The 25,715-nt window shown below is 58.5% G+C and carries 21 protein-coding genes and 1 tRNA gene; 14 read left to right on the forward strand and 8 right to left on the reverse strand.

The annotated features are described in order from the left end of the window. Nucleotides 1-10: 10 nt before the first annotated feature. From ADM64_RS05865 to acnA, 3 genes are all read right to left on the reverse strand, one after another. On the reverse strand, nt 11-760 hold the full coding sequence (locus tag ADM64_RS05865; protein ID WP_049170598.1) for a glutamine amidotransferase-related protein: 750 nt from the start codon (nt 758-760) through the stop codon (nt 11-13). Nucleotides 761-902: 142 nt separating this feature from the next. Further along, a complete protein-coding gene (locus ADM64_RS05870) occupies nt 903-1,469 on the reverse strand; it encodes a TetR/AcrR family transcriptional regulator (protein WP_016422763.1) in 567 nt (188 codons plus the stop codon). Nucleotides 1,470-1,691: 222 nt separating this feature from the next. Continuing rightward, the gene (acnA, locus tag ADM64_RS05875) at nt 1,692-4,478 is read right to left on the reverse strand and encodes an aconitate hydratase AcnA (RefSeq protein ID WP_080971469.1); all 2,787 of its coding nucleotides are present in this window, start codon (nt 4,476-4,478) and stop codon (nt 1,692-1,694) included. A 367-nt stretch (nt 4,479-4,845) separates the two neighbouring features. Here acnA and ADM64_RS05880 point away from each other — a divergent pair, with 367 nt between their 5' ends. From ADM64_RS05880 to ADM64_RS05905, 6 genes are all read left to right on the forward strand, one after another. Next, on the forward strand, nt 4,846-5,355 hold the full coding sequence (locus tag ADM64_RS05880) for a DUF6676 family protein (protein ID WP_049193487.1): 510 nt from the start codon (nt 4,846-4,848) through the stop codon (nt 5,353-5,355). A gap of 630 nt (nt 5,356-5,985) precedes the next feature. After that, nucleotides 5,986-7,605: a DIP1281 family NlpC/P60 protein gene (locus ADM64_RS05885; RefSeq protein WP_049193489.1), complete on the forward strand. Its 1,620-nt coding sequence runs from the start codon at nt 5,986-5,988 to the stop codon at nt 7,603-7,605. A 54-nt stretch (nt 7,606-7,659) separates the two neighbouring features. Continuing rightward, nucleotides 7,660-8,664, forward strand: coding sequence for an AAA family ATPase (locus tag ADM64_RS05890; RefSeq protein ID WP_016422767.1), 1,005 nt, complete (start codon nt 7,660-7,662; stop codon nt 8,662-8,664). Continuing rightward, nucleotides 8,664-9,512, forward strand: coding sequence for a DUF58 domain-containing protein (locus ADM64_RS05895; RefSeq protein ID WP_016422768.1), 849 nt, complete (start codon nt 8,664-8,666; stop codon nt 9,510-9,512). Before ADM64_RS05890 ends, ADM64_RS05895 begins: the two co-directional genes overlap by 1 nt. Nucleotides 9,513-9,627: 115 nt before the next feature. Further along, nucleotides 9,628-10,620: a VWA domain-containing protein gene (locus tag ADM64_RS05900; RefSeq protein WP_016422769.1), complete on the forward strand. Its 993-nt coding sequence runs from the start codon at nt 9,628-9,630 to the stop codon at nt 10,618-10,620. Between the two features lie 120 nt (nt 10,621-10,740). Then, on the forward strand, nt 10,741-11,799 hold the full coding sequence (locus ADM64_RS05905) for a ferrochelatase (RefSeq protein ID WP_049193491.1): 1,059 nt from the start codon (nt 10,741-10,743) through the stop codon (nt 11,797-11,799). Nucleotides 11,800-11,839: 40 nt separating this feature from the next. Here the strand turns inward: ADM64_RS05905 and ADM64_RS05910 are convergent, their stop codons facing one another. Beyond that, nucleotides 11,840-12,709 carry a hypothetical protein gene (locus tag ADM64_RS05910; protein WP_241486340.1) on the reverse strand — a complete coding sequence of 290 codons (870 nt, stop codon included), beginning with the start codon at nt 12,707-12,709 and terminating at the stop codon, nt 11,840-11,842. A gap of 53 nt (nt 12,710-12,762) precedes the next feature. On the opposite strand from ADM64_RS05910, the gene ADM64_RS05915 reads away from it, so the two are divergent. From ADM64_RS05915 to ADM64_RS05925, 3 genes are all read left to right on the forward strand, one after another. Continuing rightward, entirely contained in the window at nt 12,763-13,617 is an 855-nt protein-coding gene (locus ADM64_RS05915) for a DUF3097 domain-containing protein (protein WP_049170585.1), read from the forward strand. A gap of 60 nt (nt 13,618-13,677) precedes the next feature. Further along, nucleotides 13,678-14,115 (forward strand): NfeD family protein, encoded by a 438-nt coding sequence (locus tag ADM64_RS05920; RefSeq protein WP_042388696.1) that lies wholly within the window; start codon nt 13,678-13,680, stop codon nt 14,113-14,115. A gap of 91 nt (nt 14,116-14,206) precedes the next feature. Beyond that, complete coding sequence (locus tag ADM64_RS05925; protein WP_049193495.1) at nt 14,207-15,589, forward strand: SPFH domain-containing protein; 1,383 nt, start codon at nt 14,207-14,209, stop codon at nt 15,587-15,589. A gap of 4 nt (nt 15,590-15,593) precedes the next feature. Here the strand turns inward: ADM64_RS05925 and ADM64_RS05930 are convergent, their stop codons facing one another. Both ADM64_RS05930 and ADM64_RS05935 read right to left on the reverse strand, forming a co-directional pair. Then, a complete protein-coding gene (locus ADM64_RS05930; protein ID WP_049193497.1) occupies nt 15,594-16,166 on the reverse strand; it encodes a hypothetical protein in 573 nt (190 codons plus the stop codon). A gap of 128 nt (nt 16,167-16,294) precedes the next feature. Beyond that, nucleotides 16,295-16,966: a TVP38/TMEM64 family protein gene (locus ADM64_RS05935; RefSeq protein ID WP_052317814.1), complete on the reverse strand. Its 672-nt coding sequence runs from the start codon at nt 16,964-16,966 to the stop codon at nt 16,295-16,297. A 385-nt stretch (nt 16,967-17,351) separates the two neighbouring features. Here ADM64_RS05935 and ADM64_RS05940 point away from each other — a divergent pair, with 385 nt between their 5' ends. The 3 genes from ADM64_RS05940 (at nt 17,352) to meaB (ending at nt 22,651) form a co-directional block, all read left to right on the forward strand. Continuing rightward, nucleotides 17,352-19,244 (forward strand): methylmalonyl-CoA mutase family protein, encoded by a 1,893-nt coding sequence (locus ADM64_RS05940; protein ID WP_049193500.1) that lies wholly within the window; start codon nt 17,352-17,354, stop codon nt 19,242-19,244. An 8-nt stretch (nt 19,245-19,252) separates the two neighbouring features. Beyond that, a complete protein-coding gene (scpA, locus tag ADM64_RS05945; RefSeq protein ID WP_005510731.1) occupies nt 19,253-21,472 on the forward strand; it encodes a methylmalonyl-CoA mutase in 2,220 nt (739 codons plus the stop codon). A gap of 66 nt (nt 21,473-21,538) precedes the next feature. Next, nucleotides 21,539-22,651: a methylmalonyl Co-A mutase-associated GTPase MeaB gene (meaB, locus tag ADM64_RS05950; protein ID WP_049193502.1), complete on the forward strand. Its 1,113-nt coding sequence runs from the start codon at nt 21,539-21,541 to the stop codon at nt 22,649-22,651. A gap of 50 nt (nt 22,652-22,701) precedes the next feature. Here meaB and ADM64_RS05955 read toward each other — a convergent pair whose 3' ends face one another. After that, a complete protein-coding gene (locus tag ADM64_RS05955; RefSeq protein ID WP_016422780.1) occupies nt 22,702-23,034 on the reverse strand; it encodes an ArsR/SmtB family transcription factor in 333 nt (110 codons plus the stop codon). A 188-nt stretch (nt 23,035-23,222) separates the two neighbouring features. On the opposite strand from ADM64_RS05955, the gene cls reads away from it, so the two are divergent. Continuing rightward, nucleotides 23,223-24,716, forward strand: a complete 1,494-nt coding sequence (gene cls / locus ADM64_RS05960) for a cardiolipin synthase (RefSeq protein ID WP_065428888.1) — start codon at nt 23,223-23,225, stop codon at nt 24,714-24,716. A gap of 73 nt (nt 24,717-24,789) precedes the next feature. Here cls and ADM64_RS05965 read toward each other — a convergent pair. Then, nucleotides 24,790-24,875, reverse strand: a tRNA-Leu gene (locus tag ADM64_RS05965). Nucleotides 24,876-25,101: 226 nt separating this feature from the next. Here ADM64_RS05965 and ADM64_RS05970 point away from each other — a divergent pair. Next, nucleotides 25,102-25,662, forward strand: a complete 561-nt coding sequence (locus tag ADM64_RS05970; RefSeq protein ID WP_049193504.1) for a YbhB/YbcL family Raf kinase inhibitor-like protein — start codon at nt 25,102-25,104, stop codon at nt 25,660-25,662. Nucleotides 25,663-25,715 lie beyond the last annotated feature (53 nt).

Below are 25,715 nucleotides of genomic sequence, written 5' to 3' on the forward strand. Positions count from 1 at the left end.
GGGACGGAGACTACTGCACCACTAGCAGGCTCGGATTGGCTGCATGCGTACATACGTGCATAAATCGGGGGATGATTGACGAGACGGCCTGGAGGTCCACATCAGATACCTTTAGTCGAATCGCGTCGACTTCCAACGGGTCAAAGTAACCGACGTCGGTGTAGAAAGACATTCTGCGGAGCAGTCCGTTAGCATTCATCTCCGGATGAAATTGGGTAACCCAGTTATTCGGTCCGATCGAGTACATCTGCACCGGACAGGTTGGACCTGTGGCAAGCAAAGTCGCGTGATTTGGAAGTTCCGCAACGGATTCCTTGTGGCCAGTCAACGCATAAAAAACCGGAGGCAACACCGAAGCTATTGGATCCTGAGTGGCAGCTTCGGTGAGCTCTACCCGGGTAGAACCCGCTACTTCGCCGTGACGCAGGTTAACCAAACCGCCCGAAGTAAAGGCCGTGTAGCTAGCGCCGTAGCAGATAAGCAGTGCGGGGACAGGACTCCTAAGTACGTCGTAAAGCACATCGTGCGAATACTTCTGCAGCCCCGAATGCTCAAGGTCGGTGATGTTAAATGGGCTGCCTCCGACGAATACGCCGTCATAGGAGGTCAGGTCGGGCAACTTAGCGCCGACAGCGTCGATGGTAAACAGATCCAACTGGCTGGGCTCAAGCCCGGTGGAATCCAGAAAGTCCTGGTACTCGGCTTGCCCCGCACCATCTGCGGGGCGGAGCGCCACCAACAAAAACTTACCCACACTCATAAATAGACAGCTTAGTCCATATTGGGTGAAATCTATGCATTGTCACCGGTCAAACGGGGTAAATGCACGGCAGAAAGCCGAAACCCGCTCCCGTATTAGGGGAGCGGGTGGTACGTAACGCTATCAGGCCTAGCCTGAGTGGCTAGTCCTTGCGCCGTAAGCTGTCTTCAACTAAATCAAGCACGGAATCCAATTCGTCGACAGTGCGACCAGATGCCAGACGAACGATGATGCCATCGAGCATCAGCTCGAGAAAAAGCTGCATCGTGCGAACCGAATAATCCGACCGTAGGGAGCCGGATGAGGATGTCTGGGTCAATCGGTGGGCAACAGCGTCATCCAATTGATCCTGATGGCCCAACCATTGGCCCTTAAACTCCGGATCGCTGCGAAGGCGACGGGCAATCTCAAGGCGAGTTCCCAGCCAGCCATGCTTGTCTGGGTTCGCCACGATATCACGCATTACTTCCACTAAGCCGGAAGCCTCCGCGACTTCCGCCATATTTGCGGCATCTTCTTCGGCCAATGCTAAGAACAGACCTTCTTTGGATCCGAAGTGATGGAAAATAGCACCGCGAGACTTACCGGTAGCGGACTCCAGACGAGAGACCGTTGCGCCGTCGTAGCCGAATTCTGCAAAGCACTGCCGAGCGCCGTCGAGAATTTCGTGCCGCCGTTGAGCTAAATCCTGGTTACTCACTTTTGGCATAAGGAAACTCTTTTCTTGCCGGCGACGCCCAGGGACATGTTTCACTGCATGACGTGGCAGCGCCATTCCTATACTTCCCAAGCCTCATTTTGGTTGGGGTAGAGAAACCCGAGGCCGGCAGGGCGCTAGCCCGTGGGGTATGAATCCGCGGGCTAGCGCTACCTACCGGCCTCTAGAAGCGCTGCTTGTAACAAGCCCTAGCGCGCACGAGTCAAAGGGAAACTAGTTGCCCTTGATCATGTTGCGCAGGACGTACTGCAGAATACCGCCGTGGCGGTAGTAGTCAGCCTCACCAGGGGTATCGATGCGGACCACAGCGTCGAAGTCGAAGGACTCGCCGTTTTCCTTGGTAACCGTAACCTTGACGGTCTTCGGGATGGAGCCGTTGTTCAGCTCCTCCAGACCAGCGATGTCGAAGGTCTCAGTGCCATCGATGCCCAGGGACTTCCAGGACTCACCCTCCGGGAACTGCAGCGGAACAACGCCCATGCCGATGAGGTTCGAGCGGTGGATACGCTCGAAGGACTCAGCGATAACAGCCTTGACGCCCAGCAGCAGGGTGCCCTTAGCTGCCCAGTCACGGGAGGAACCGGTGCCGTATTCCTTACCACCAACGACGACCAGCGGAGTGCCAGCCTCCTTGTAGTTCATGGCAGCGTCGTAGATGAAGGCCTGCGGGCCACCCTCCTGGGTGAAGTCGCGGGTGTAGCCACCGGTAACACCGTCAAGCAGCTGGTTCTGCAGGCGGATGTTAGCGAAGGTGCCGCGCACCATGACCTCGTGGTTACCACGACGGGAACCCAGGGAGTTGTAGTCCTTGCGCTCAACGCCCATGGAGTCGAGGTACTGAGCAGCCGGGGTGCCCGGCTTAATGGAGGAAGCCGGGGAGATGTGGTCGGTGGTCACCGAGTCACCCAGGGCAGCAAGGACGCGAGCGCCCTTGATGTCGGAAACCGGTGCCGGCTCCATTTCCATCTCGTCGAAGTACGGTGCCTTGCGGATGTAGGAGGACTTGTCGTCCCAAGCGAAGGTCTTGCCCTCCGGGGTCGGCAGGTTCTGCCAGCGCTCGTCACCAGCGAAGACATCCTTGTAGTCCTCGTCGTACAGCTCGGAAGAGATGGAGGCCTCGATGGTTGCTTCGATCTCTTCGGTGGACGGCCAAATGTCGCGCAGGAAGACGTCGTTGCCCTCTGCGTCCTGACCCAGGGCGTCGGTTTCAAAGTCGAAGTCCATGGTACCGGCGATCGAGTAGGCGATAACCAGGATCGGGGAGGCCAGGTAGTTCATCTTCACGTCAGGGGAGATGCGGCCTTCGAAGTTACGGTTACCGGACAGAACCGCGGTAGCAGCCAGGTCGGCCTCGTTGATGGCGGAGGAAATCTCAGCCGGCAGCGGACCGGAGTTACCGATACAGGTTGCACAACCGAAGCCGGACAGGTAGAAGCCCAGAGCCTCGAGGTCCTTCCACAGGTCAGCACGCTTGAAGTAGCCGTTAACAACCTGGGAGCCCGGAGCACAAATGGTCTTGACCCACGGCTTAGCCTGCAGACCCTTCTCGACTGCCTTGCGTGCCAACAGACCAGCACCAATCATGACCGACGGGTTGGAGGTGTTGGTACAAGAGGTGATGGAAGCGATAGCGACCATACCGTGGTCGAGCGTGTACTCGCCGCCCTTCGGGGAAGTGACGGTAATCGGGGAGCTCGGGCGACCTTCAGCGCCGTTAGCGGCGGACTCGCCGTGGCCCTCGCGGGACTCGTTGTAGTCTGCGGCCAGCTCGGAGGTCGGTGCGGAAGCCTTGACAGCGCCCTTAATCTCGCCGTCGGAGTAGTTGTGCAGGTCCTTGCGGAACTGCTCCTTGGCGGAAGCCAACTCGATGCGGTCCTGCGGGCGCTTCGGGCCAGCGATGGACGGAACGACGGTGGACAGGTCCAGCTCGAGGTACTCGGAGTACTCAGCCTCCGGAGTGTTCTCGTCCAACCACATGCCCTGAGCCTTGGCGTAAGCCTCGACGCGCTCCAGGGTCTCCTTGTCACGGCCAGTCAGGGCCAGGTACTTGACGGTCTCATCGTCGATCGGGAAGATTGCGGCGGTGGAACCGAACTCTGGCGACATGTTACCGATGGTCGCACGGTTGGCCAGCGGCAGCTTGGAGACGCCAGCGCCGTAGAACTCTACGAACTTGCCGACGACGCCGTGCTGGCGCAGCATATCGGTGACGGTGAGCACAACGTCGGTTGCGGTAACACCCGGCTGAATGTCGCCAGTCAGCTTGAAGCCAACGACGCGCGGAATGAGCATGGAGATTGGCTGGCCAAGCATTGCGGCCTCAGCCTCAATACCACCGACACCCCAGCCCAGGATGCCCAGGCCGTTCTGCATGGTCGTGTGGGAGTCAGTACCAACACAGGTGTCCGGGTATGCCAGGCCGTTGTTCTCGAAGACAACGCGAGCCAGGTACTCGATGTTGACCTGGTGGACAATACCGGTTCCCGGAGGAACAACGCGGAAGTTGGAGAATGCGCCAGTACCCCAACGGAGGAACTTGTAGCGCTCATCATTGCGCTGGTACTCAATCTCGACGTTCTTAGCCAGAGCGTCTTCGCTACCGAAGGCCTCGATGATGACCGAGTGGTCGATGACCATCTCTGCCGGGTTCAGCGGGTTAACCTGATCCGGGTCGCCGCCGAGAGTCTTAACAGCCTCACGCATGGTAGCCAGGTCAACAACACAGGCGACGCCGGTGAAGTCCTGCATAATAACGCGAGCAGGGGTGAACTGAATCTCGATCGACGGATCAGCCGAAGGAACCCAGTTGGCGACAGCCTTGATGTGCTCCTCAGTGATGTTGGCGCCATCTTCGTTGCGCAGCAGGTTCTCACCGAGAACCTTCAACGAGTAAGGCAGCTTCTCCATACCCGGCACGGCGTCAAGAGCGAAGTAGTCATAAGACTTGTCTCCGACCTCAAGCTTGCGCAGGGCGTTGAAAGAGTTCTTGCTTTCAGCCACAGTCAGCTCCATTTCTATTCGGGTGAATTGTCGCCTTAACTGAAGAGTCCGGCACTCGAATTTCGGCTCTCCACAAGGCATAGGTGCGATCACGCCGCCCCTTATCAACCAATTAAAGCAATAATCACGACGCGGGGCACACGAGCCCACACACACGTTTTTAAGGAAGCGTTACCGTCCTTGCATCAACAATAACAGTACGAACGTTCTGTATGTAGATTGCTCGCGGCGCGCCGAGTCACGCTACCCCCGTTCACATCCAGAGCAGGCCATTATAGATAGGACAAACGAAGCAGCATCTCCGCCAAATTGGGGCGCGTGGAAACCATTCTCACGCAAAACAGGAGCACGATACGGAAGGCAATTAATGCATACGCCAGCAGATTCACAGGCAGCGAAAGAAACCGTCGAGAAGGTGGTCGCTCAGCTACGCACCGACAACATCGTGACAAATAACCCACAGCTCCGAGAAGCGGTCCAGCCAATTGTCGACGATGCAGCAAATCGGGGGGTGCCCAATTTCAATATCATCTACCTAGATAGCGAGAAGATTTACCCCGTCGCCGAACAAAAGAACACCGACATCTTTTCCTTTGCCCGCCAAGTAGCGGACCAAGTCGGCGGCACCACTGTCGTGCGCACACCGGGCAATGTGGCCACCGCATCTGCCGATTTCCCCCGCGCAGCCATTGAACGCGCCGACCACGCAATGATGGAGACTCCGCGAGACTATCCGGCGGGTCTCGATGCCTATTTGCACGAGCTCACTAACTACGTCGTTCCGTGGACTCTTTACAGCCTCATCGCAGGCGTCGTTATCGTCGCACTCTTCGTCGGGCTGACGTTCTACTGGCTACACACACGCCCAACCGCCTAAGAGTTCGCTTTACGACGGACGCTGGAGTTAACGGCCCCACTGAATACATTCACCGTCCCCGGTTTTCCACCCCACGGCAAGGGACAGGGTAAATGCCCCAAAAACTGGTAGCAGTGGAGAACTCAGTCACTATCTCAATTGGATAACACTGTTGCAGTCGCCGTAACCGTGTCAACGATTTTCGCCAAGGTCAAGCATGAGCGCTTGACCTTTTCTTATGCCCGGTACCCCAGGTAAAGGTCCGCGGCAGTCCGGCACGCCGATAAGTCATCACATAGTGACATAATTCACACAGAAAACTGGGGTTCATCATAACCGCAGGCCACGGCATATAACGAAACGGTTACAAAGTGGGGGACAGTTGGTAATTTTGTTACTTATGTTTTTTTAGAGCTTTTTGACCCGTAAAGTGCTTCGTGATGCCAATAGTGGACTCAAGGGTCCAGTATTGACCAATGAAAACTCGCGGGAGCGCCGCTGTTGCTTTTGGTTCTGGTTTCGGTTCGACGTTTTTCGAAGTTCCACTCAAGACCTGGAGGCAACAACGGGAAGATATCCAACGATGGGGAAGTCGCTGGTGTCGATTCTGAGGCGTGAACGCACCCATAGGAGAAATGTAGGAGTAACGCGGTGCCGAGTAATCGCAAAGTCCGTGCATCATATTGGACTCGTCCAATTGCCGGTATTATCACGGCGGGTCTTCTGGCGACGAACACTCAGGTCGCAGCTGCACAACCACTGAATCCGAGCGACGCCCAGATCCGTCAAGCGCGTGAGGCGGCCTCTAACGCCGAGTCGTACTTGCAGTCCCTGGTCGCCGAGGTAACTTCCAGCGAGCGCCGGGTATCTGACCTCGAGCTACGCATGGGCACTCTCCGCGAGGATGTCAACAAGGCCATGGTGGACCTTGAGAACGCTCGAGATGCCGCTAACCGTGCGCGCGAGGCGGTCGACGAGGCGCGAACCCAACTCGACCGTTCCCGCGCTGAGCTCGCTAGTGCCCAGAAGCAGTTCGACGAGCTAGCACGCACCATCATGCGCCAGGGACGTTCCAGTGGCTCGATTCTCGAGGGTGCGCGAGATGCATCCGAGGCTATTAACCGTCTGTCCGCTTTGCGTCGCGAAGCGGATCGTCAAGAGCAGACCGTTGACTCTCTGGATAAGAATCGAACCGAGGCTGCTAACCAGGAGTCCACGCTTCGCAAGAAGAGTGACGAAGCTCAGCAGGCGGAAGCCACCGCAAACCAGCGAAACACCGATGCTCAGAACGCGTACTCCGAGGCAAACGAGGAGCTTCAAAAGGAGCAAGCTGATTACCAGCAGGCTCAGGTCGATCGCGATGCCGCAAAGGCATCTTTGGATGCAGCCCGAAACGCGGTCAACGAGCTGAACTCCCAGCGCCAGAATTATGAGAACGAGCAGGCCCGCAAGGAAGCGGAAGACGCCGCTGCCAAGAAGGCCGCTGAGGAAGCCGCAGCTAAGACTCGCGCCGAGGCGCAGTCGAACCAGACTGATGAGGATTCCTCTTCTGAGTCCACAAATGAAAGCTCTAGCACCACTGGTTCTACGAGCTCGACTGGTTCCACTAGCTCCACCGACTCGACTGGTTCGAGCAGCTCCACGGATACTACCGGCTCGACTCGCTCGACTGGTTCTAACAGCTCCACTGGCTCCACCAGTTCCTCTGAGACGACCGAATCTTCGGACTCCTCTGAGTCCACCGAGACCTCGGAATCTTCTAGCACCGACAGCTCGTCGTCAAGCGGCACCCCGGCGCAGACTGTGGCGCCGACGAATCCGGAGACCGGTCAGAGCACCTCGGGTTCTTCCAGCCAGAAGGTTGAGACTGTCATCGCACGTGCGATGGGGCAGCTCGGTGTCCCATACGCATGGGGTGGCGGCAACGCCAACGGCCCGACCAAGGGCATCCGTGACGGCGGAGTAGCTGACTCCCACGGCGACTACAACAAGATTGGTTTCGACTGCTCGGGCCTGACTCTGTACGCCTACGCCGCTGTCGGCATTGACCTGCCTCACTACACCGGCTACCAGTACCAGCGCGGAAAGCACTACCCGGCATCTCAGATGAAGCGTGGTGACCTGCTGTTCTGGGGCCCGAATGGTCATGGCCACGTCGCTATCTACCTGGGCGATGGCAAGATGATTGAGGCACCGCAGTCCGGTTCTGTGGTTAAGATCTCGCCAGTCCGTTATAATGGAATGACACCGAACGTTGTCCGCCTCGTCTAGTTTCTAACGACGTGTTCTACAGGTCGGGCGACCGACCTAAAGAAGGGTTTCTCTGTGACCTACCCAACGCCCACTGACCACACGGACCTCGAGCGCGCATACGCGGAGCTGGGGAAGGTTGTGGTTGGCCAGGAGCACCTGATTAAGCAGCTCTTCATCGCGATGCTCGCAGGAGGTCATGTCCTGCTCGAAGGTGTTCCGGGTGTTGCGAAAACTCTGGCAGTGTCTACTTTTGCCACAGTGATGGGTGGGTCCTACTCCCGCATCCAGTTCACTCCGGATTTGGTGCCATCAGATATTGTCGGCACCCGGATTTTCCGCCAGGACACCTCGGAGTTCATTGTCGAGCCCGGCCCGGTCATGTCAAATATCGTGCTCGCTGATGAAATCAACCGCGCACCGGCGAAGGTGCAGTCGGCTCTGCTGGAAGTCATGGCAGAGCACCAGGTGTCCATCGCAGGGGAGTCCACGCCAGTACCGGAGCCGTTTTTGGTTCTGGCCACGCAAAACCCAATCGAAAACCAGGGTGTCTACCCACTGCCGGAGGCCCAGCGGGACCGTTTCCTATTTAAGGTCCTCGTGGGTTACCCCACTCCGGCGGAAGAGCGGGAGATTGTCTACCGCATGGGAGCCACCCCTCCAGTCGCGCAGCAGATTCTCACCCCAGAGAGTGTTCGGGAACTGCAGCGCGCTACCCGCGAAGTCTTTGTCCACCACACACTGATTGACTACATCGTGGCCGTCATCGAACTCACCCGCAATCCGATGCGGGCGGAGTTGAAGGATGTCGACCGCTGGCTTTCCTATGGCGCATCACCGCGTGCAACTCTTGGTGCTGTCGCGGCTGCCCGCGCCCACGCGCTGTTTTCCGGTCGCGACTATGTCGTGCCGGACGATGTGGTTTCCGTGCTTCCCGACGTGCTGCGTCATCGCTTGGTCCTGTCCTATGAGGGCCTGGCCGATGGCGTTACTCCCGAACGGATTATTGACATCGTGTTGTCTCACGTGCGCCTTCCCCAAGGCGCGAGCACTGGCTCCGATGAGGGCACTGCCTCCTAATGTCAGCTCGTGAAGACGATCTTGCACGCGTCCTGGCGTACTTAGAGCTAACTGTTACGCGTAAGCTCAACGGACTTTTGCGCGGCAGCTTTCTCTCCACCGCTACTGGAGATGGCTCTGAGCCGGTTGGCTCCCGCGAATATGTCATCGGCGATGATGTTCGCCAGATGAACTGGGCAGTGACAGCCCGTACTGGAGTGCCGCATGTTCGCACCTCCGAGGCCGAGCGCGAGCTGGAGTGCTGGATTGTCGCCGAACCCGCCGCACGTCTGTCCACGGGCTTGGCCGATACCACCAAACGACATCTGCTCACCGCCGCTGCCGGCGCTGTGACGATGCTTAACGACGCCCCGGGGTCCCGAACTGGATTAATCGCCGGTGGCACTCCAGTGCCCGCGGGCCAGGGCCGTGCCCACAGCTTGATGCTGCTCAAGCAGTTGGCTGACGCGACTGCTGAGCATAACCTCGCAGCGGATATTGACACAGTAATGACTCAGGCTCCGCGCGCTGGGCTGTTGGTTGTCATCTCGGATTTCCTTGGATCACTCGATTGGGCGCGCCCGCTGCGCGTTGCCTCGGCCTCGACAGAGATTATGGCGATTCGCCTGGTAGATCCAGCCGATGAAGCCTTACCCGGCGAAGGCCCGGTGGTCATGGCGGATTCAGCTACCGGCGAGACCATTGAACTCAACATCAACGACAAGACCCGCGCCGAGTATGCAGCTCAGGCTCGTGCCCACCACGAGCGTGTAATCAATGAACTGCGCAAATGCCGTGCTCGCGTTATTACCTTGCGTACGGATTCCGATTGGGTACTGGATTTTGCTCGACAAATTGGCCAACATTAGCGTCTGAGTAACCGCTTGTTAGTGCTATCTTTTTTGGGCCACCGACTAACCGGCTATAGCCACTGGTTTATACGCGACTGTTTAGGCGACTGGATGTGAGGAAACTGATACCGCGATGACGTTCCTAAACTCAACTTTTGCGCACCCAGGGTGGCTGCTCGCACTCGCTCTGCCTCTCGTGGCAGCCGTGGCCTATTGGATCAGCACTAAGCAGCGAAAGCAACGTGCCATTGCCTTTGGCAACTTCACCATCGTTGGGTCACTGGGGAATAAGTCGTCGGCACGCCTGCGCCATGTCGTAGCTATCAGTGCGCTGTTGTCACTTGTTCTGGTCATCATTTCATTGGCTGGTCCGATTTCGGAGACCAAAGTCGCCCGCAACCGAGCGACGGTTATGCTGGTGGTCGACGTTTCGCTGTCCATGTCGGCCACAGATGTTGCGCCAGACCGCATCACTGCAGCTAAAGAAGCCGGCCAAGAGTTCGTGGAGAACCTTCCCGACGACCTCAATATCGGCCTGGTGACGTTCTCTGGTCGCGCTCGCACTGCTGTCAGCCCGACTACCAACCATGACACCGTGAATCGAGCGCTCCAGGCTGCTGAGTTAGATCAGGCGACTGCGACCGGTGATGCTATCGCTGCCGCGCTGGATGCCATCAATCAGTTCAGCGATTCGGTTCAGGGCGGGGGAGAAGGCGCCCCGCCAGCGACAATTGTGCTGCTTTCCGACGGCAAACAGACCGTCCCACAAGAACTCGACGATCCCCGCGGCGCGTATACCGCCGCCGCCGAAGCCGCCAAGGCCGGGGTGCCTGTCAACACGATTTCGTTCGGTACCGCGCAAGGCGCAATCACGGTTCAGGGCGAATTGATTCCAGTGCCTAACGACGACGATTCGCTGCGAGAGATCGCCCGTCGAACAAAAGGTGAGTTCTTCAGCGCTGGTTCCCTCGAGCAGCTCCGCGATGCCTATGGCTCACTGGAAGATGACATCGGTTACGAACTCAAGCGGGCCGAGAATCCGAGGCCCTATCTGATTGCAGCCTTCACGATGCTGCTAGTGACCGTGGGCTCACTGCTTGTAACCAATCGTCGAATTCCGCAGTAGGGCGCGGTTAGGGTGCCGTCGTCAAGCGATTGGTATGGAACCCCAATCGGCAAGGGACGCCGGGGGCATTGAGCAGTCGTCTTATGGAGTCCTCAGACTGCGCTACTAACATGGTTGCCTATGTCTTCTGATAATTTTGACGCTATTTTGCTGTTGTCTTTCGGCGGTCCCGAAAAGATGGCCGATGTGCGTCCCTTCCTGGAGAATGTCACCCGCGGCCGCGGAATTCCGCCGGAGAGGTTGGACGAAGTCGGTGCTCACTATGCGCACTTCGGCGGTAAGTCCCCGCTCAACGATTTAAACCGCGAAATTGTCTCCAATCTTAAGGCTGAGCTCACTCGCCGTGGCTATGACTTGCCTGTTTATTTCGGCAATCGCAATTGGCATCCGATGGCTGAAGACACCGCGGCAAAGATGGCTGATGACGGTGTTAAGCGAGCGCTCGTTTTCGCCACTAGCGCCTGGGGCGGCTACTCCGGCTGCCGCCAGTATCACGAAGACATTGCTCGGATGCGCGAATCTCTGGGCCACCGTGCTTTTGACATGGAGAAAATCCGGAGCTTCTACGATCATCCGCTCTTTATAGAAGCCTATGCAGACGCAGTGCGTGAGGCGTTTGCCAAGCTGCCGGATGACCGCCGTGACAAGGCCCGGCTTATTTTCACCGCTCACTCTATTCCGGTCTCTGCGGACAAGGCATCCGGGCCGGTAGAGCTCGGCGGAAATCTTTACTCCCGCCAGGTCAACGAAGCAGCACGGCTCGTCGCCGATGCAGTGGGTATCACCGATTTTGACGTCGTCTGGCAGTCCCGCTCTGGCCCGGAGCACGTGCCGTGGTTGGAGCCTGACATCGTCGACCACGTTGAAGCGGAGGTCACCCACGGCCTCCGATCCGCAGTAGTGTGCCCGATTGGTTTCATCTCGGACCATGTTGAGGTCGCCTGGGATTTGGATGCTGAGCTTCAGGATGAAATGGCTCATCACGACATCGTCATCGAGCGGGTCGCAACGCCTGGTCCGACGGCTACTTTCACTGACATGCTCGTGGAGCTCATCGAAGAGCGCATCGCAGATGCCGAACCCCGCCGACTGGGAAGTGAACCGCTACTCGGCTCGGCCTGCAACGGCGCCCCCTGCGCCGCAGCCTGTTGCACCCCGGCAAAGCGCCGCCCACACTGATTCCTTTGGCTTCAATTGGGCCGCGGGGCAGGGCAAATCTCTAGCGGGTCCACTCCTGAATCGCGTATTCCACCGCGCTCATCCGCGCCTGCCGGATCTTTCGCCACAGCGGGATGAGCTGCGCATCAAACGCGGCGCTGCCGTGCCCCGACTCGCTGCCCTGTGCCACCGCCAGAATCGACGACACCCGATCAGCTCTGGCGAGCACTCCCAGTGCACGGCGTGGCACATCATCCGGCACAAAAGCCATGTCCAGGTGATCATCGAGCATGCCGACCATCAGCCGGGGATCCACCTTCGGGGCACCACTGCTTGACGACGTCAGCGGTGAACGCGGCATCGCCGCAATCGTGGCAGCCGCAACCCGCGCCGCATCTGCCAGCTGTAAACCCGCCTCGCCAGGGGAGAGATAGGCCGGCTCGGGAATGTGGCCTTCCAGTGTGTACCAATGCCACTGCGGTAGGCCTGGCACCGGCGTTGTCACTGGTATGAGCACATGGTTCCAACCCGGCTCCGCATCCGCAATCACAATGGCCGAGCCTGCTGCCCGTGCAGCTTCAGCGGCGTCGGTTCCCGCAGGCAGTGCAGGTGCATCACCGGGCCCAGAGAGAATGAGGCGGACGAGGGGACGGTGGTCACTGTGCCAATCTCCCGCTGCAGTAACTGCTCGAAGAAGGCGGAGCATGTCGCTTCGATCGAGATCAGCGTCGCAATCGATGACATTCGGAACCGTGGCGTCGGCAAGCACGAACGTTCCCGGAACTGACGTGGGCCCGCCGAGCGAGTCAAGCGCGTCGAGGAGATGATCGTAGTTTTCCAAACCCGACAACCACGCGCCCAGCCAAAGGGCGATGTGCTGAGTTGGACTCCAGACCTGGTCGAGAACACTGCGCTGCATAGTGCAGCTCATCCTAGTGCAGTGTGTCGTCGGTCCCGTAACCGATGCTGTTAATCTCAGTACTCATGAGCTTTCAAGACCCGTACCGCAATCAGGACGTGTTCGCTGGCGCACGTGGCCACCGCCGTCGTATCCCGCAGCCAGCACGCGAGGTGACAGCAGAAAATGGTGTTGTCGTCGAGGCGTCCTATGACGGATTCGTCGGTGCAATTATCGGGTTGGAGAAAACTTTCGACGGCTGGTGCGTCCGGCTGGAGGGCCGCCACGGCAAGTCTCGGCTGTTTCCCATGCACGAGCGCGGTTTTCTCATCGACGGCAAACCTGTGACTCTGGTGCGTCCGAAAGCACAACCCAAAAAGCCCTCGCAGGATCTGTCGGCATCGGGCTCGCGCAAGGTCCACAACGTCAAGGCCAAGGTTGCTCTCCCCAGCCGTATCTGGGTCGAGGGTATTCATGACGCGGCAATCGTCGAGAAGGTGTGGGGCCACGATCTGCGTGTTGAGGGCGTAGTCGTGGAGTATCTGGAGGGCTTGGACAACCTTCCAGAACGCTTGGCCGAATTTGGTCCGGGTCCGAAGCGCCGCGTCGGAGTCCTGGCAGACCACTTGGTGGAGGGCAGTAAGGAAAGCCGCATGACTCAGCAGCTCGGCCCGCACGTGATGGTCACAGGCCACCCGTTTATCGATGTCTGGCAAGCGGTCAAACCCTCGTCGGTAGGCATCGAGGCATGGCCGGAAGTTCCCTACGGGGAGGACTGGAAGACAGGAATCTGCCGTCGCTTGGGCTGGGGAGACGACCCCAAGGAGGGCTGGCGACGTGTCTACGCAGGTGTACACACCTACCGTGATCTGGAGTCAGATTTGATTGGCGCAGTTGAGCGCCTGGTCGACTTCGTAACTGAGCCACATATGCAGTACTGACCCCGGAATACTGGCTCCACTCGCCCCACATTTGTTCTGCAAAGTAGGTAGGGTGAGGGCGTGATTCCTCTCCTTTGGCTCGGAGCAAGCCTCCTACTGGTTCTCGGTGAACTCGCAGTCGGAGATTTAGCACTGTTAATGCTCGGAGGTGGTGCACTGGCAGCGTCCGGTGCGAGCCAGCTTGGAGCGCCGCTTTGGCTATCAGTGGTTATCTTCGCCGTTGTGTCCGCCGCACTTGTGCTGACAGTTCGCCCTGTGTTGCGCAAAAAGATGGCAAAACCGGACAAGTCCGCCGAACTGGAGTCGCGTCCGGAACTGCTAGCGGGCCGTCATGCTGAGGTCATCGAGCCAGTTTCCTCGTCAGCGGGTCTGATTAAGGTCAATGGCGAGTTGTGGAGCGCGCGCAGTCTTCTGACTGCGCAGACCTTCGATGCGAAGGAAAGAGTCACGATTGTAGAGATTTCGGGCAATACCGCAGTAGTGGACAAGCTGCTCTGAGCAGCCAACTCACTTAAAGGGCGCTCGGAGCACTCTTAGTTACTGACCATTAAATAACTGACCACACAGTTTCTAGCTACGAGGGAATCCCATGGAAGGCTTTATCATCCTCGTCGTTTTCATTCTCGTGGTTGTTACCTTGGTTCTCAAAGCGATTGTCCTGGTTCCTCAGGGTGAAGCGGCAATCGTAGAGCGACTGGGACGATACACGCAGACACTGAACAGCGGCCTGAACTTCATCATCCCGATCATTGACCGAGTGCGCGAGAAGGTCGATACCCGTGAGCGTATGGTTACCTTCCCGCCACAGGCAGTGATCACCGAAGACAACCTGACTGTGGCTATCGATACCGTCGTGACCTTCCAGGTCAATGAACCGGATCGGGCAATTTACGGTATCGATGACTACATCTTCGGCGTCGAACAGATCACCACCGCAACGCTTCGCGACGTCGTGGGTGGCCTGACACTGGAAGAGACACTGACTTCCCGTGACTACATCAACCGCCGTCTGCGCGGCGAGCTGGACGAGGCCACTGCCAAGTGGGGTCTTCGTATCGCTCGTGTGGAGCTAAAGGCCATTGAGCCGCCACCGTCGATTCAGCAGTCGATGGAAAAGCAGATGAAGGCCGATCGCGAGAAGCGCGCCATGATTCTGACTGCGGAAGGTACCCGCGAAGCCGATATTAAAACTGCTGAGGGCCGTAAGCAGGCACAGATTCTCGCCGCCGAAGGTAACAAGCACGCAGCAATTCTGGCTGCTGAAGCTGAGCGTCAGGCAACCATTCTGCGCGCTGAGGGTACTCGCGCCGCTACCTACCTTGAGGCACAGGGTAATGCTCGCGCTATCCAGAAGGTCAACGCAGCTGTTAAGGCTTCACAGTTGACACCTGAGATTCTTGCCTGGCAATACCTGGAGAAGCTGCCTGAGCTGGCAAATAAGGACGGCAATACTGTTTGGATGATTCCGTCGCAGTTCGGCGACAGTCTCGAGAGCTTCGCTAGGGCTTTCGGCAAGAAGGATGCCGACGGTATCTTCCGCTACGAGCCTCCGGCCGTGAGCCGAGAGACCAAGGAAGAGGCTGAGCAGGGCCGCGACGAGAACTGGTTCGACATGTCGACTAACCCGGAGTTGGCTCGTGCAGTTGCCGCGGCGAACGAGGTCGCTAACCGCCCGGTTGATGATCCGGTAGCTGCAGCAGCTGGTAATACCCCTGAGAGGAAGAAGAATCGCCGCGCTGATTCGGCTCAGCCCGCTCAGCCTGAACAGTTGGGTGGCCAGAACGGCCCGGCAGCGGTTGAACCTGCGACACCGGCTGCGCCCGCTGCGCCGTCAGTTCCTTCCGGCAAACGTGACCTGCCCTCGGCTCCTGGCACCGGTAATACCAATGCAGGCAGCGGTGCGCACTCCACCGATCGTCCAGATTTTTCTGGATGGTCACGTGACCCTTACGCCCCGGAAAATGGGCAGTAAGTTTTTATAACTCATCAGCTCGCTGAAGCAGGTGGACGGCCAGGTTCCATCCGGCCAGCTCCGCCTGCCAGCCAGCTGCAGCGAGGCGCTGATTGACGGCCTGCTTAGAAACTCCCAATTCTTCCGCGGCCTCTACCTGTGAATAACCAGCGCGAACCAAACCAGTTGCCTCGCGCCCTTCGGGGGACCTGCGAGAGATAACGTGGTGCAGCAATGTGAATGCTGCACCAATATCCTCCGAGTAGTCCTTACCACGCGGATCGTTAGTCCGAATGCGGGTTTTTACCGTACCGGCTCTGCCTCCCTTACCGACGACTGAGCTCGATGCCAGATGCGCTTGCTCAATGTCGTCCTGAGGACAAACACCGATACCTATCGCCCAGTCACCTGCGGCCAATAGCGCCAGCACAAGCGTGGTGACTCCCACAGCATTTTCAGGAGCTGCGCGAAGCTCTTCGATACCTGCAACCTCAACAGTTCCTACGCCTTCCAGGCCGGAAAGTGCCTGCGCAGAGGCCTGAACGTGATCTGCCCTGCGAGTAGATCGACCGCGATACCTGGCAAAGACTGAGTACATACGCTCTAGTCTAGCCCCACCCCTTGACAGTTGGGCTAAGACACGTTCCTTCGCTCCGCAAACTCACAGGCAACCAACACCAGCTCGCCGAAAAACTCACGCCTAGCTCAAGAGCGCCAAGCGGTGTTTTAACGTTTCGAAGAACCGGTTACGACAGGGAACTTGGCGTCCGCAAGAAGTCCCAGCAAACCAAGCACGAGCAGAATTCCCGTGGCCACCGCAAAGCGCACGTCGAAGCCGACCAACAGCGCGTCGCCAAGCAGAACGACGGCGAGTGTGTTCGGCGCCGAACCTAGGGCAGTGGCGATGATATACGGCACGATGCGTATCGACGACAGCCCACAGGCGTAGTTGAGAAACGAAAATGGCACGCCAGCAATCATGCGCAAGCTGAGCACTGTGAGCCAGCCGCGTTGCTCCAACCGATGGTCGAGACTGAGAAGACGGCGGTTGGTCAGGTGCGTGCGAAACCAATCGCGCCCCAAAAACCGCACAATGCATAGGGAGAGAAGGGCAGAAACCGTCGTCGCAGTAATTGCCAGCAGGAAACCGAGCACTGGCCCGAAGAGGATTCCGGAAGCCAAAGTGAATACGGTGCGGGGGATTGGGAACTGAGTCAGTGCAACGTATGCGAGGAAGTAGAGGAGCGGGAACCAGTCACCGGCATCGATGGACCACTGCCGGATGGTAGCGACCGTGGGAACATCGACGTACAGCGTGACGACGACCCCCACACCTACGGCTAGCACCAGCAGAACCTTTTTGAGTGTAGGGGTAATTCGCACATCGGATACGTTCACCCATTTGAGGTTACCGGGGATTGCGGGGAAGCGTGTGACCTGCGCGTTGGAGGCTCTGCGAGGAGGGGTAGTCAGCGGCTAAAGGCGTTTGCCCATTATTTCACTAGGATGGGAATCAAGGTCACTATGCCTTGGCTCGAGCACTTGACGTGCCCGTCAGCACAAACCGAACGTAAGGGTATTGCACAAGTAGCTGAAAAGTTCAGTGCACGGACACTCGGGTGAGTCTTAGCGTCTGACTAGTGGCTCTTATTGACTATTGGAGGAAGCCAACGCCTTTAGATCCCTTTCCGTCGCGGAGAATTCGGAAATTGTCGCAGCCGAATTTCCTCGGCCGTGGATTGATAGGGGCGTTGCTTAGAACATGTAAGGGAGAAGGTCTGTCGTGACTGACCGAACGACCCCCGAATCACCTTCCACGCTGCCACCAAACTTCGAGGAATTGCAGAATTCCTGGTATCAGGGCGTGGCCAAGGTATTCGCGCGGGTGCACAAGCAAGACGTTGCAGATGTACCGCTCGATATTTGGAAACGACTGATCCAGACCACCTATGACGGTGTGGATGTCCGCCCGCTCTACACCCGCGCGGACGAGCTCGCGGAAAGCCCAGCTCCGGGCCAGTTCCCATTCGTCCGTGGCGCAAAAGTCACTTCGGACAACACCAACGGTTGGGGCGTTCGGGAAACCTTCGGTCGCCAGTACCCAGGTGAGGATGCACTTGACCCAAAGGCCGTCAACGAGACTCTGCTGACTGCCCTGGAAAACGGCACCACGGACATCTGCCTGGACTTCACCGGCTCCCTCGAAGCCGCTGATGTACCGGCTCTGCTCAACAACGTCTACGTCGACCTTGCTCCGATTGCCGTGCATGCCGGTAAGAAGACTGCGCAGGTTGCGGAAGCACTGACGTCCTACATCGAGCAGGCAAACCCGACTAATCCGGACGCCGTCGCAGTCGAGCTTTCCGCGGCTCCGCTGACCTCCGCTTTTGCCGGTATTGACGATATTTCTCTCGACGAGGCCACGCAGCTGGCCGTCAAGGCGGCTAAGCAGCCGGGCGACGTCCGTGCCCTGCTTGTCGACGGCGTTGTTTTCTCCAACCTGGGTGCAAACAACATCCAGGAGATTGGCTACAGTCTCGCCGTTGGTGTCGCCTACTTGCGTGCGCTGACCGACGCGGGCTTGAGCGCTGAAGAAGCCCTCGGCCAGATCGCTTTCCGCTTTGCCGCTACCGACGACCAGTTCGACACCATTGCGAAGTTCCGCGCCGCTCGCGTTCTCTGGGCCCGCGTTGCTGAGGTTATCGGCGCCCCTGAAGCTGGCCGCGCTCCGATGCACGCCGTGACAGCCCCGGTCATGTTCAGCCAGCGCGATCCGTGGGTCAACATGCTGCGTGTGACTGTCGCCTCCTTCGCCGCAGGTGTCGGCGGTGCCTCCTCAGTTGAGGTTCTGCCGTTTGATTACGCAGTTGTCGGCGGCATGCCGAACGTCTCCAAGACTTTCAAGGCTCGCATCGCTCGCAACACCAATCTGTTGCTGCTGGAAGAGTCTCACCTTGGTTACGTCGCCGACCCAGCAGGTGGCTCCTACTTCGTCGAAGACCTGACCGAAGAAATGGCCGACAAGGCATGGGAGATCTTTACCGGCACTGAGGCCGGCGGCGGTTTCGCCTCCGCGGAGGCCGATATTCGCGCCGCCCTGGACGCTACCTGGGAAAAGCGCCGCGCCGACATCGCACACCGCCGCACCAAGGTCACCGCCATCAACGAGTTCCCGAACCTGGCTGAGGCCCCACTGGCTCCTGAGGCCCGCCCGGAGGGCGACCCGATTCGCCGTTGGGCCAGCGACTTCGAGGCGCTGCGCAACCGCTCCGATGACTTCCTGGCTGAAAAGGGCAACCGTCCGCTGATTGCCATGCTGCCGCTGGGTCCGCTGGCCAAGCACAACATCCGCACTGGTTTTACCTCCAACCTGCTGGCTTCCGGCGGTATCGCCGTCGCCAACCCCGGCCAGGTTGTGCCGGGCGAGGCAGGTTTCGAAGAGGCAGTGAAGGCCTCTCCGATTGTCGTGCTGTGCGCAGCCGACAGCGAGTACGAGGCCTCGGGCCAGGACGCTGTCAAGGCCGCCCGCGCCGCCGGCGCTAAGGAGGTCTTGGTGGCCGGCTCCGAGAAGAGCTTCGCCAATGCCGCTGAGGACGCTCGCCCCGACGGATACCTGAACATGACCATCGATGCTGTCGCGGAGCTGTCCCGACTGCTGAACGAACTGGGAGCGTGAAGGAAGTAATGACCACCATCCCAAATTTCGCTGACATCTCCCGCAACACCGACGACGCAGCCGCTGCCACCAACAAGGCAGCTGCCGCGGAAGCTGGTGAAGTGTGGACCATTCCAGAGGGCATCGATGTCAAGCGCGTCTACGATCGCGCTGACCGCGACGCCGCTGCTGCCGAGGGCCACCCGGTAGATTCTTTCCCGGGTATCGCCCCATTCATGCGCGGGCCGTACCCGACCATGTACACCAACCAACCGTGGACTATTCGCCAGTACGCTGGCTTCTCCACCGCAGCTGAGTCCAATGCCTTCTACCGCCGCAACCTCGCGGCCGGCCAGAAGGGCCTTTCGGTCGCTTTCGACCTGGCTACCCACCGTGGCTACGACTCGGACAACCCGCGTGTGTCCGGCGACGTCGGTATGGCCGGCGTGGCAATTGACTCGATTTACGACATGCGTGAGCTCTTCCAGGGCATTGACCTGGGCGGCGTCTCGGTGTCTATGACCATGAACGGCGCTGTGCTGCCGATTCTGGCCTTCTACATTGTCACCGCTGAAGAGCAGGGCGTTTCGACCGAGCAGCTGCGCGGTACGATCCAGAACGACATTCTCAAGGAGTTCATGGTTCGTAACACGTACATCTACCCGCCGAAGCCTTCGATGCGAATCATCTCCTCGATCTTCGAGTACACCTCGGCAAAGATGCCGAAGTTCAACTCGATTTCGATTTCCGGCTACCACATTCAGGAAGCGGGCGCGACGGCCGACCTTGAGCTCGCTTACACGCTTGCCGACGGCATCGAGTACCTGCGGGCCGGTATTGACGCTGGCCTGGAAGTTGATAAGTTCGCTCCGCGTCTGTCCTTCTTCTGGGGCATCTCGATGAACACCTTCACCGAGATCGCCAAGCTGCGTGCAGGCCGCATCCTCTGGTCCGAGCTGGTTGGCAAGTTTGGCCCGAAGAACCCGAAGTCCCAGTCCCTGCGTACTCACTCGCAGACCTCTGGTTGGTCGCTGACCGCTCAGGATGTCTACAACAACGTCGCGCGTACTGCTGTTGAGGCTATGGCCGCAACACAGGGCCACACCCAGTCGCTGCACACCAACGCACTGGACGAGGCTCTGGCACTGCCGACTGACTTCTCAGCCCGTATTGCTCGTAACACTCAGCTGCTGCTTCAGCAGGAGTCCAACACCACGCGTCCGGTTGATCCGTGGGCTGGTTCCTACTACATCGAGTGGCTGACTAATGAGCTGGTCAAGCGTGCACGCCAGCACATCGACGAGGTCGAAGAGGCCGGCGGTATGGCACAGGCCACCATCGAGGGCATTCCGAAGCTGCGTATTGAAGAGGCTGCAGCTCGTACGCAGGCCCGTATTGACTCGGGTCGTCAGGCTCTCATCGGCGTGAATAAGTACCAGGTCGAAGAGGACGAGGCCATCGAGGTTCTCAAGGTTGAGAACTCCCGCGTGCGCCAGGAGCAGATTGACAAGCTGGCTCGCCTGCGCGCCGAGCGCGACGAGGAAGAGGTTCAGAAGGCACTGGCCGCTCTGACCGACGCTTGCCGTAACCCGGGTGAACCGGGGGACCTGGACAAGAACCTTTTGAAGCTCGCTGTCGACTGTGCTCGCGCCATGGCCTCCATCGGTGAAATCTCCGACGCCATGGAAGAGGTCTTTGGCCGCCATCAGGCCGAGATCCGTACTCTCTCCGGCGTCTACAAGGACGAAGTTGGCAAGGAGGGAGCCGTGTCCAACGTCTCCAAGGCCATCGCCATGGCCGATAAGTTCGAAGAGCAGGAAGGTCGCCGTCCCCGTATCTTCCTGGCCAAGATGGGCCAGGATGGTCACGACCGTGGCCAGAAGGTCATCGCGTCCGCCTACGCGGACCTCGGCATGGACGTTGACGTGGGACCGCTGTTCCAAACTCCGGAGGAGGCCGCCAAGTCGGCAGTCGACTCGGATGTCCACGTCGTCGGTGTTTCTTCGCTGGCCGCCGGACACCTGACGCTCGTTCCTGCCCTGCGCGATGAGCTGGCAAAACTGGGTCGTGAGGACATCATGATTGTTGTCGGTGGTGTTATCCCACCGGGCGACTTCCAGGAACTCTACGATGCCGGCGCCGCGGCTATTTACCCGCCGGGCACTGTCATCGCTGATTCGGCAATCGACATGATGACCAAGCTCTCTAACGAGCTGGGCCTCGACCTTGCCGTTGACGAAGAGTCCTAAATAACTACCGCATCCGCGCTGGGCTGACTGTTCAGCTCAGCGCGTTGTCGGAATTGAGAAGTAGCGATGAACGAGTATCTTGAAGAAAACCTGGGCACCCTCGTCACTACCGCTGGCACGGTCGTTGAGGGAAAGACCGCTGTAGCCCCCGAAGTCGTCCGCCGTGCGCGACGACGGATTGATGTCGACGACCTCTTTGAGGGCGTGCGGGCTGGAAACCGCACTAAGTTGGCTCGGGCAATCACGCTGCTGGAGTCGACTGCTCCAGCGCATAAGGTGCTGGCTCAGGAACTACTGGTGAAGTTGCTGCCATTTTCCGGCAAGGCCATGCGCGTCGGACTTACCGGCGTCCCCGGCGTCGGTAAATCAACCACGATTGAAACCCTCGGGCTAAAGCTGATCGAGGAAGGCCACCGCGTTGCGGTGCTGGCCATCGACCCGTCGTCGACGAAGTCCGGTGGCTCGATTCTGGGCGACAAGACCCGTATGTCCCGGCTCTCGGCCGCGGATGAGGCCTTCATCCGTCCGTCGCCCTCTGCGGGCACGCTCGGTGGTGTCGCCAAGGCAACGCGTGAGGCCATGGTGGTGCTCGAGGCCGCAGGCTACGACATTGTCATCGTCGAAACTGTCGGCGTCGGCCAGTCCGAGGTCGCGGTGGCCCAGATGGTGGATACGTTTGCGTTTCTGGCACTCGCCGGCGCCGGTGACCAACTCCAGGGCATCAAGAAGGGTGTGCTGGAGATGGCCGACGTGATTTCTATCAACAAGGCGGATGGTAAGAACTTGCGTCCGGCAAAGCGCGCTGCGCGTGATCTGATGACGGCCATGAAGATGGTTCGCTCCTCAGACCAAGTCTGGACGCCACCGGTACTGACTATGTCGGCATTGGAGGACGACGGCATCGACAAGTTCTGGCAGGCCATCGAGGACCATGTCGCGGCTATGCACGAGAATCATCTCTTTGATGAAAACCGCGCTAACCAGCAGATTAAGTGGATGTGGTCCATGGTGCACGAAACGCTCTTGCAGCGGCTCAACACCAATGAGGCTGTGCAGACAGAGAGCACCCTGGTGGAAAAACAACTCCGCTCGGGGCAGCTGACACCGACGCTCGCCGCCCAGCGCATCATGGAGGCATTTGACCAGGGAAGGGCATCGAACCCCGGGCTCGCCAACTAGGTTCTGAAGGGCGCGGGGTTTCGTCGTAAAGCGAGCGTATCCGTGTGCGCCTACTGACCGCGGTGATGGGGCGGATCGCTGTAGAGCGTGTGTTCGGCGAAGTGGAGAGCGTTGACCACGAGGTTGGTGAGGTGCTCGTCGGGCTGAGAGTAGAAGCTAGACGTGCCCTCCTTGCGGGTCTGCACCATATTGGCCATGCGCAACTTCGCCAGGTGCTGAGAAATCGCGGGGACGGGGCGATCGAGCGTACTAGCGATCGCGGTGACGGTCATCTCCCCGTCACGAAGGAGCGACAGGATGGAGAGACGCGTCTTGTCTGCCATCAACTTCAGTACGCTAGTGGCAACGTCGAGCTCGGTGCTCGTAGGAGCCTTCTCAGTCATTTGGAGGGGTTAGTCCTTTCGAAGTCGACATGCCAAACACTTACTATGTTCAATGAGTTGAACCTTACTACGTATTGATACCAGTATTCAATTTCAGATGTCACAATAGGCTGTCACGAAAAGGGGAAGAGTGCACCTAAGGGGCAGCGACCAAAAGTACTGAAAATTCCTTCAGTAATATCATCTGCATGGATTGGTTGATGGGCACCTTCCCGTGGCTGGTGGAGGACTTAACGTGGTGGCAAGTACTATTTTTCGCACTCGACTACACGATTAAGTTCATCGCGATTGGGTGGGTGCCGGAAAACCGAAGCCCATCGGCTTCGACGGCGTGGCTGCTACTGATTCTGCTGATTCCATTTATCGGCCTACCTCTGTTCCTCTTCCTGGGCTCGCAGCAAATCACGGGCCGTAGGCACGAGGTACAGGCACTGGCGCAGGAGCTCATTGCGGAACGTACCGAGCATCTTCCCGACGTACCGGATGATGCCGAGATAGAAGATGATGTTGTCAACGTATTCAAGCTCTCGCGTCAGCTCACGGGAATGCCGGCAATTGCCAGCGCAGAAAAGGGACTTTTCACCGAATTCAATGCCTCCATTGACCGCATGATTGAGACCATCGATGCGGCTCAGAAATCTATCCACGTGCAGTCCTACATCTTTGCACTGGATGACAGCACGGAGCCTTTCATACAGGCTCTCGAGCGCGCGCAAGACAGGGGACTAGAGGTCAAGGTACTGGTCGATCCAATTGGTTCGTGGAAGTACCCCGGCTACTACAAGTTGAAAAAGCGCCTGGACCAGTCCCAAATCTCCTGGCACCCAATGCTGCCCGTGAGCTTGCTGAAGCTCACCTGGCGCCGCCTGGATCTGCGTAATCACCGCAAGCTCGTAGTTATTGATGGCGACATTGTATTCATGGGTTCGCAGAATTTGATTGAGCCCGAATATCAGAAGAAAAAGAACCATAAGATCGGCCGCCGATGGGTGGACACCTGGATTGAACTCGAGGGCGATATTGCGCTGGCCTTCGACGCAATTTTCGCGGTTGATTGGACCAGCGAGCTATACAAGACCCCAGACGCCACCAGGGACTATTCACTCCACAACACCGAAGTCAACGACAACTACAACGTTGTCCAGGTGCTGCCGTCGGGTCCGGGCTTCAGCACGGAGCCGAACCTGCGCGTCTTCAATAACATGATTTACCAGGCACACGAGCGGATTATCGCCGTCAGCCCGTACTTCGTCCCCGACGAATCCATGCTCATGGCGCTGACCTCTGCCGCATATGGAGGCATCGACGTCCAGCTCTACGTCAACGAAGAGTCCGATCAGTTCATGGTCGACCACGCGCAGCAGTCCTACTACCAGGCACTGCTAACCGCTGGCGTGAAGATCTACCGCTATCCGGCGCCTGCGGTCCTGCACTCCAAGTTCATGGTTATCGACGACCGCATGGCCATGTTCGGCTCCTCCAATCTGGATATGCGCTCGTTCGGCCTCAATTACGAGATCACGCTTCTTTCCGCCGCCGGTTCCATCGTGGACAAACTGATCACGCTTGCCGACGAGTACCGTGACAAATCTTTCCTGCTCACACAGGAGGAATGGAATGACCGGCCCCTTCGCCAGCGCTACCTGGACTCTGTTTTCCGTTTGACCTCGGCGCTGCAATAGGCCAGTACCGTACGACAGATAAAGCAAAAATCCCGAGAGCTGCATTTGCTGCAGTTTCTCGGGATTTATCTTGTGTCCGGAGGGGGACTTGAACCCCCACGCCCGTTAATAGGGCACTAGCACCTCAAGCTAGCGCGTCTGCCATTCCGCCACCCGGACCGGGTAGGAAGCACTTCCGTGCTGACCTGTGATACTGTATCCCGACTACATAATGAAACACAAATTGGCAGGTCAGCAGGGTATTAGCGCGCCAAACCTGGGTGTAATTACATCAGCGGTGTTAGCCCCGCATCCGCCTTGGATTCGCACTGAGAATCAGGCCCTGCAGATAGGGAGTCTTGTGAAGTCCCTGCAGCGCGCTCATAAAGTAGGCACACTGGTAGTTATGACTACGAATTCCAACGACACCGCAAATGCTCCGGTTTTCCCGGGACCAGATCCGTACGCACCGCTGAAGGATTTGCCAACCTTCGAGCTGTCCTCGCCAGATATCAAGGACGGCGAGAAGATTGCGGATGAATTCCGCGCTCCGTCGAATGTTTCCCCACAACTGGATTGGGCAAATCTGCCGGAGGGCACTAAGTCCATTGCCGTGACCTGCTTCGATCCGGATGCTCCGACCGCTTCGGGCTTCTGGCACTGGGCTGTCTTCAACATTCCAGCGACCGAAAAGGGTCTGCCACAGGGAGCTGGCTCCGAAGACGGCTCTAAGCTGCCAGAAGGCGCTATCCAGCTTGTCGGCGACTCGGGCATGCGTGGTCACTACGGAGCTAACCCACCGGCGCAGCATGCCCCACACCGTTACATGTATGCGGTGCACGCGGTCGACGTGGAGAAGCTTGAAGTTCCGGGAGATGCGACGCCGACCGTGCTTGGCTTCAATCTGTACTTCCACTCGATTGCGCGTGCCATCATCACGCCGTGGTGGGAGAACGTCGGGGAGTAAGGATACGACGCCCACACGGGCAACTACCGACCGGGCGCGCTACTCATACAGAA

The organism is Corynebacterium sp. 401_CJEI, assembly GCF_001076435.1.
Classification (GTDB): Bacteria; Actinomycetota; Actinomycetes; order Mycobacteriales; family Mycobacteriaceae; genus Corynebacterium; species Corynebacterium jeikeium_D.

Excerpts from the sequence above, each read along its gene's own strand:
- ADM64_RS05865 (WP_049170598.1), bottom strand. The coding sequence starts at position 760 with ATGAGTGTGGGTAAGTTTTTGTTGGTGGCGCTCCGCCCCGCAGATGGT.
- ADM64_RS05870 (WP_016422763.1), bottom strand. The coding sequence starts at position 1,469 with ATGCCAAAAGTGAGTAACCAGGATTTAGCTCAACGGCGGCACGAAATT.
- ADM64_RS05880 (WP_049193487.1), top strand. The coding sequence starts at position 4,846 with ATGCATACGCCAGCAGATTCACAGGCAGCGAAAGAAACCGTCGAGAAG.
- ADM64_RS05895 (WP_016422768.1), top strand. The coding sequence starts at position 8,664 with ATGTCAGCTCGTGAAGACGATCTTGCACGCGTCCTGGCGTACTTAGAG.
- ADM64_RS05900 (WP_016422769.1), top strand. The coding sequence starts at position 9,628 with ATGACGTTCCTAAACTCAACTTTTGCGCACCCAGGGTGGCTGCTCGCA.
- ADM64_RS05905 (WP_049193491.1), top strand. The coding sequence starts at position 10,741 with ATGTCTTCTGATAATTTTGACGCTATTTTGCTGTTGTCTTTCGGCGGT.
- ADM64_RS05910 (WP_241486340.1), bottom strand. The coding sequence starts at position 12,709 with ATGAGCTGCACTATGCAGCGCAGTGTTCTCGACCAGGTCTGGAGTCCA.
- ADM64_RS05915 (WP_049170585.1), top strand. The coding sequence starts at position 12,763 with ATGAGCTTTCAAGACCCGTACCGCAATCAGGACGTGTTCGCTGGCGCA.
- ADM64_RS05925 (WP_049193495.1), top strand. The coding sequence starts at position 14,207 with ATGGAAGGCTTTATCATCCTCGTCGTTTTCATTCTCGTGGTTGTTACC.
- ADM64_RS05930 (WP_049193497.1), bottom strand. The coding sequence starts at position 16,166 with ATGTACTCAGTCTTTGCCAGGTATCGCGGTCGATCTACTCGCAGGGCA.
- scpA (WP_005510731.1), top strand. The coding sequence starts at position 19,253 with ATGACCACCATCCCAAATTTCGCTGACATCTCCCGCAACACCGACGAC.
- meaB (WP_049193502.1), top strand. The coding sequence starts at position 21,539 with ATGAACGAGTATCTTGAAGAAAACCTGGGCACCCTCGTCACTACCGCT.
- ADM64_RS05955 (WP_016422780.1), bottom strand. The coding sequence starts at position 23,034 with ATGACTGAGAAGGCTCCTACGAGCACCGAGCTCGACGTTGCCACTAGC.
- cls (WP_065428888.1), top strand. The coding sequence starts at position 23,223 with ATGGATTGGTTGATGGGCACCTTCCCGTGGCTGGTGGAGGACTTAACG.
- ADM64_RS05970 (WP_049193504.1), top strand. The coding sequence starts at position 25,102 with ATGACTACGAATTCCAACGACACCGCAAATGCTCCGGTTTTCCCGGGA.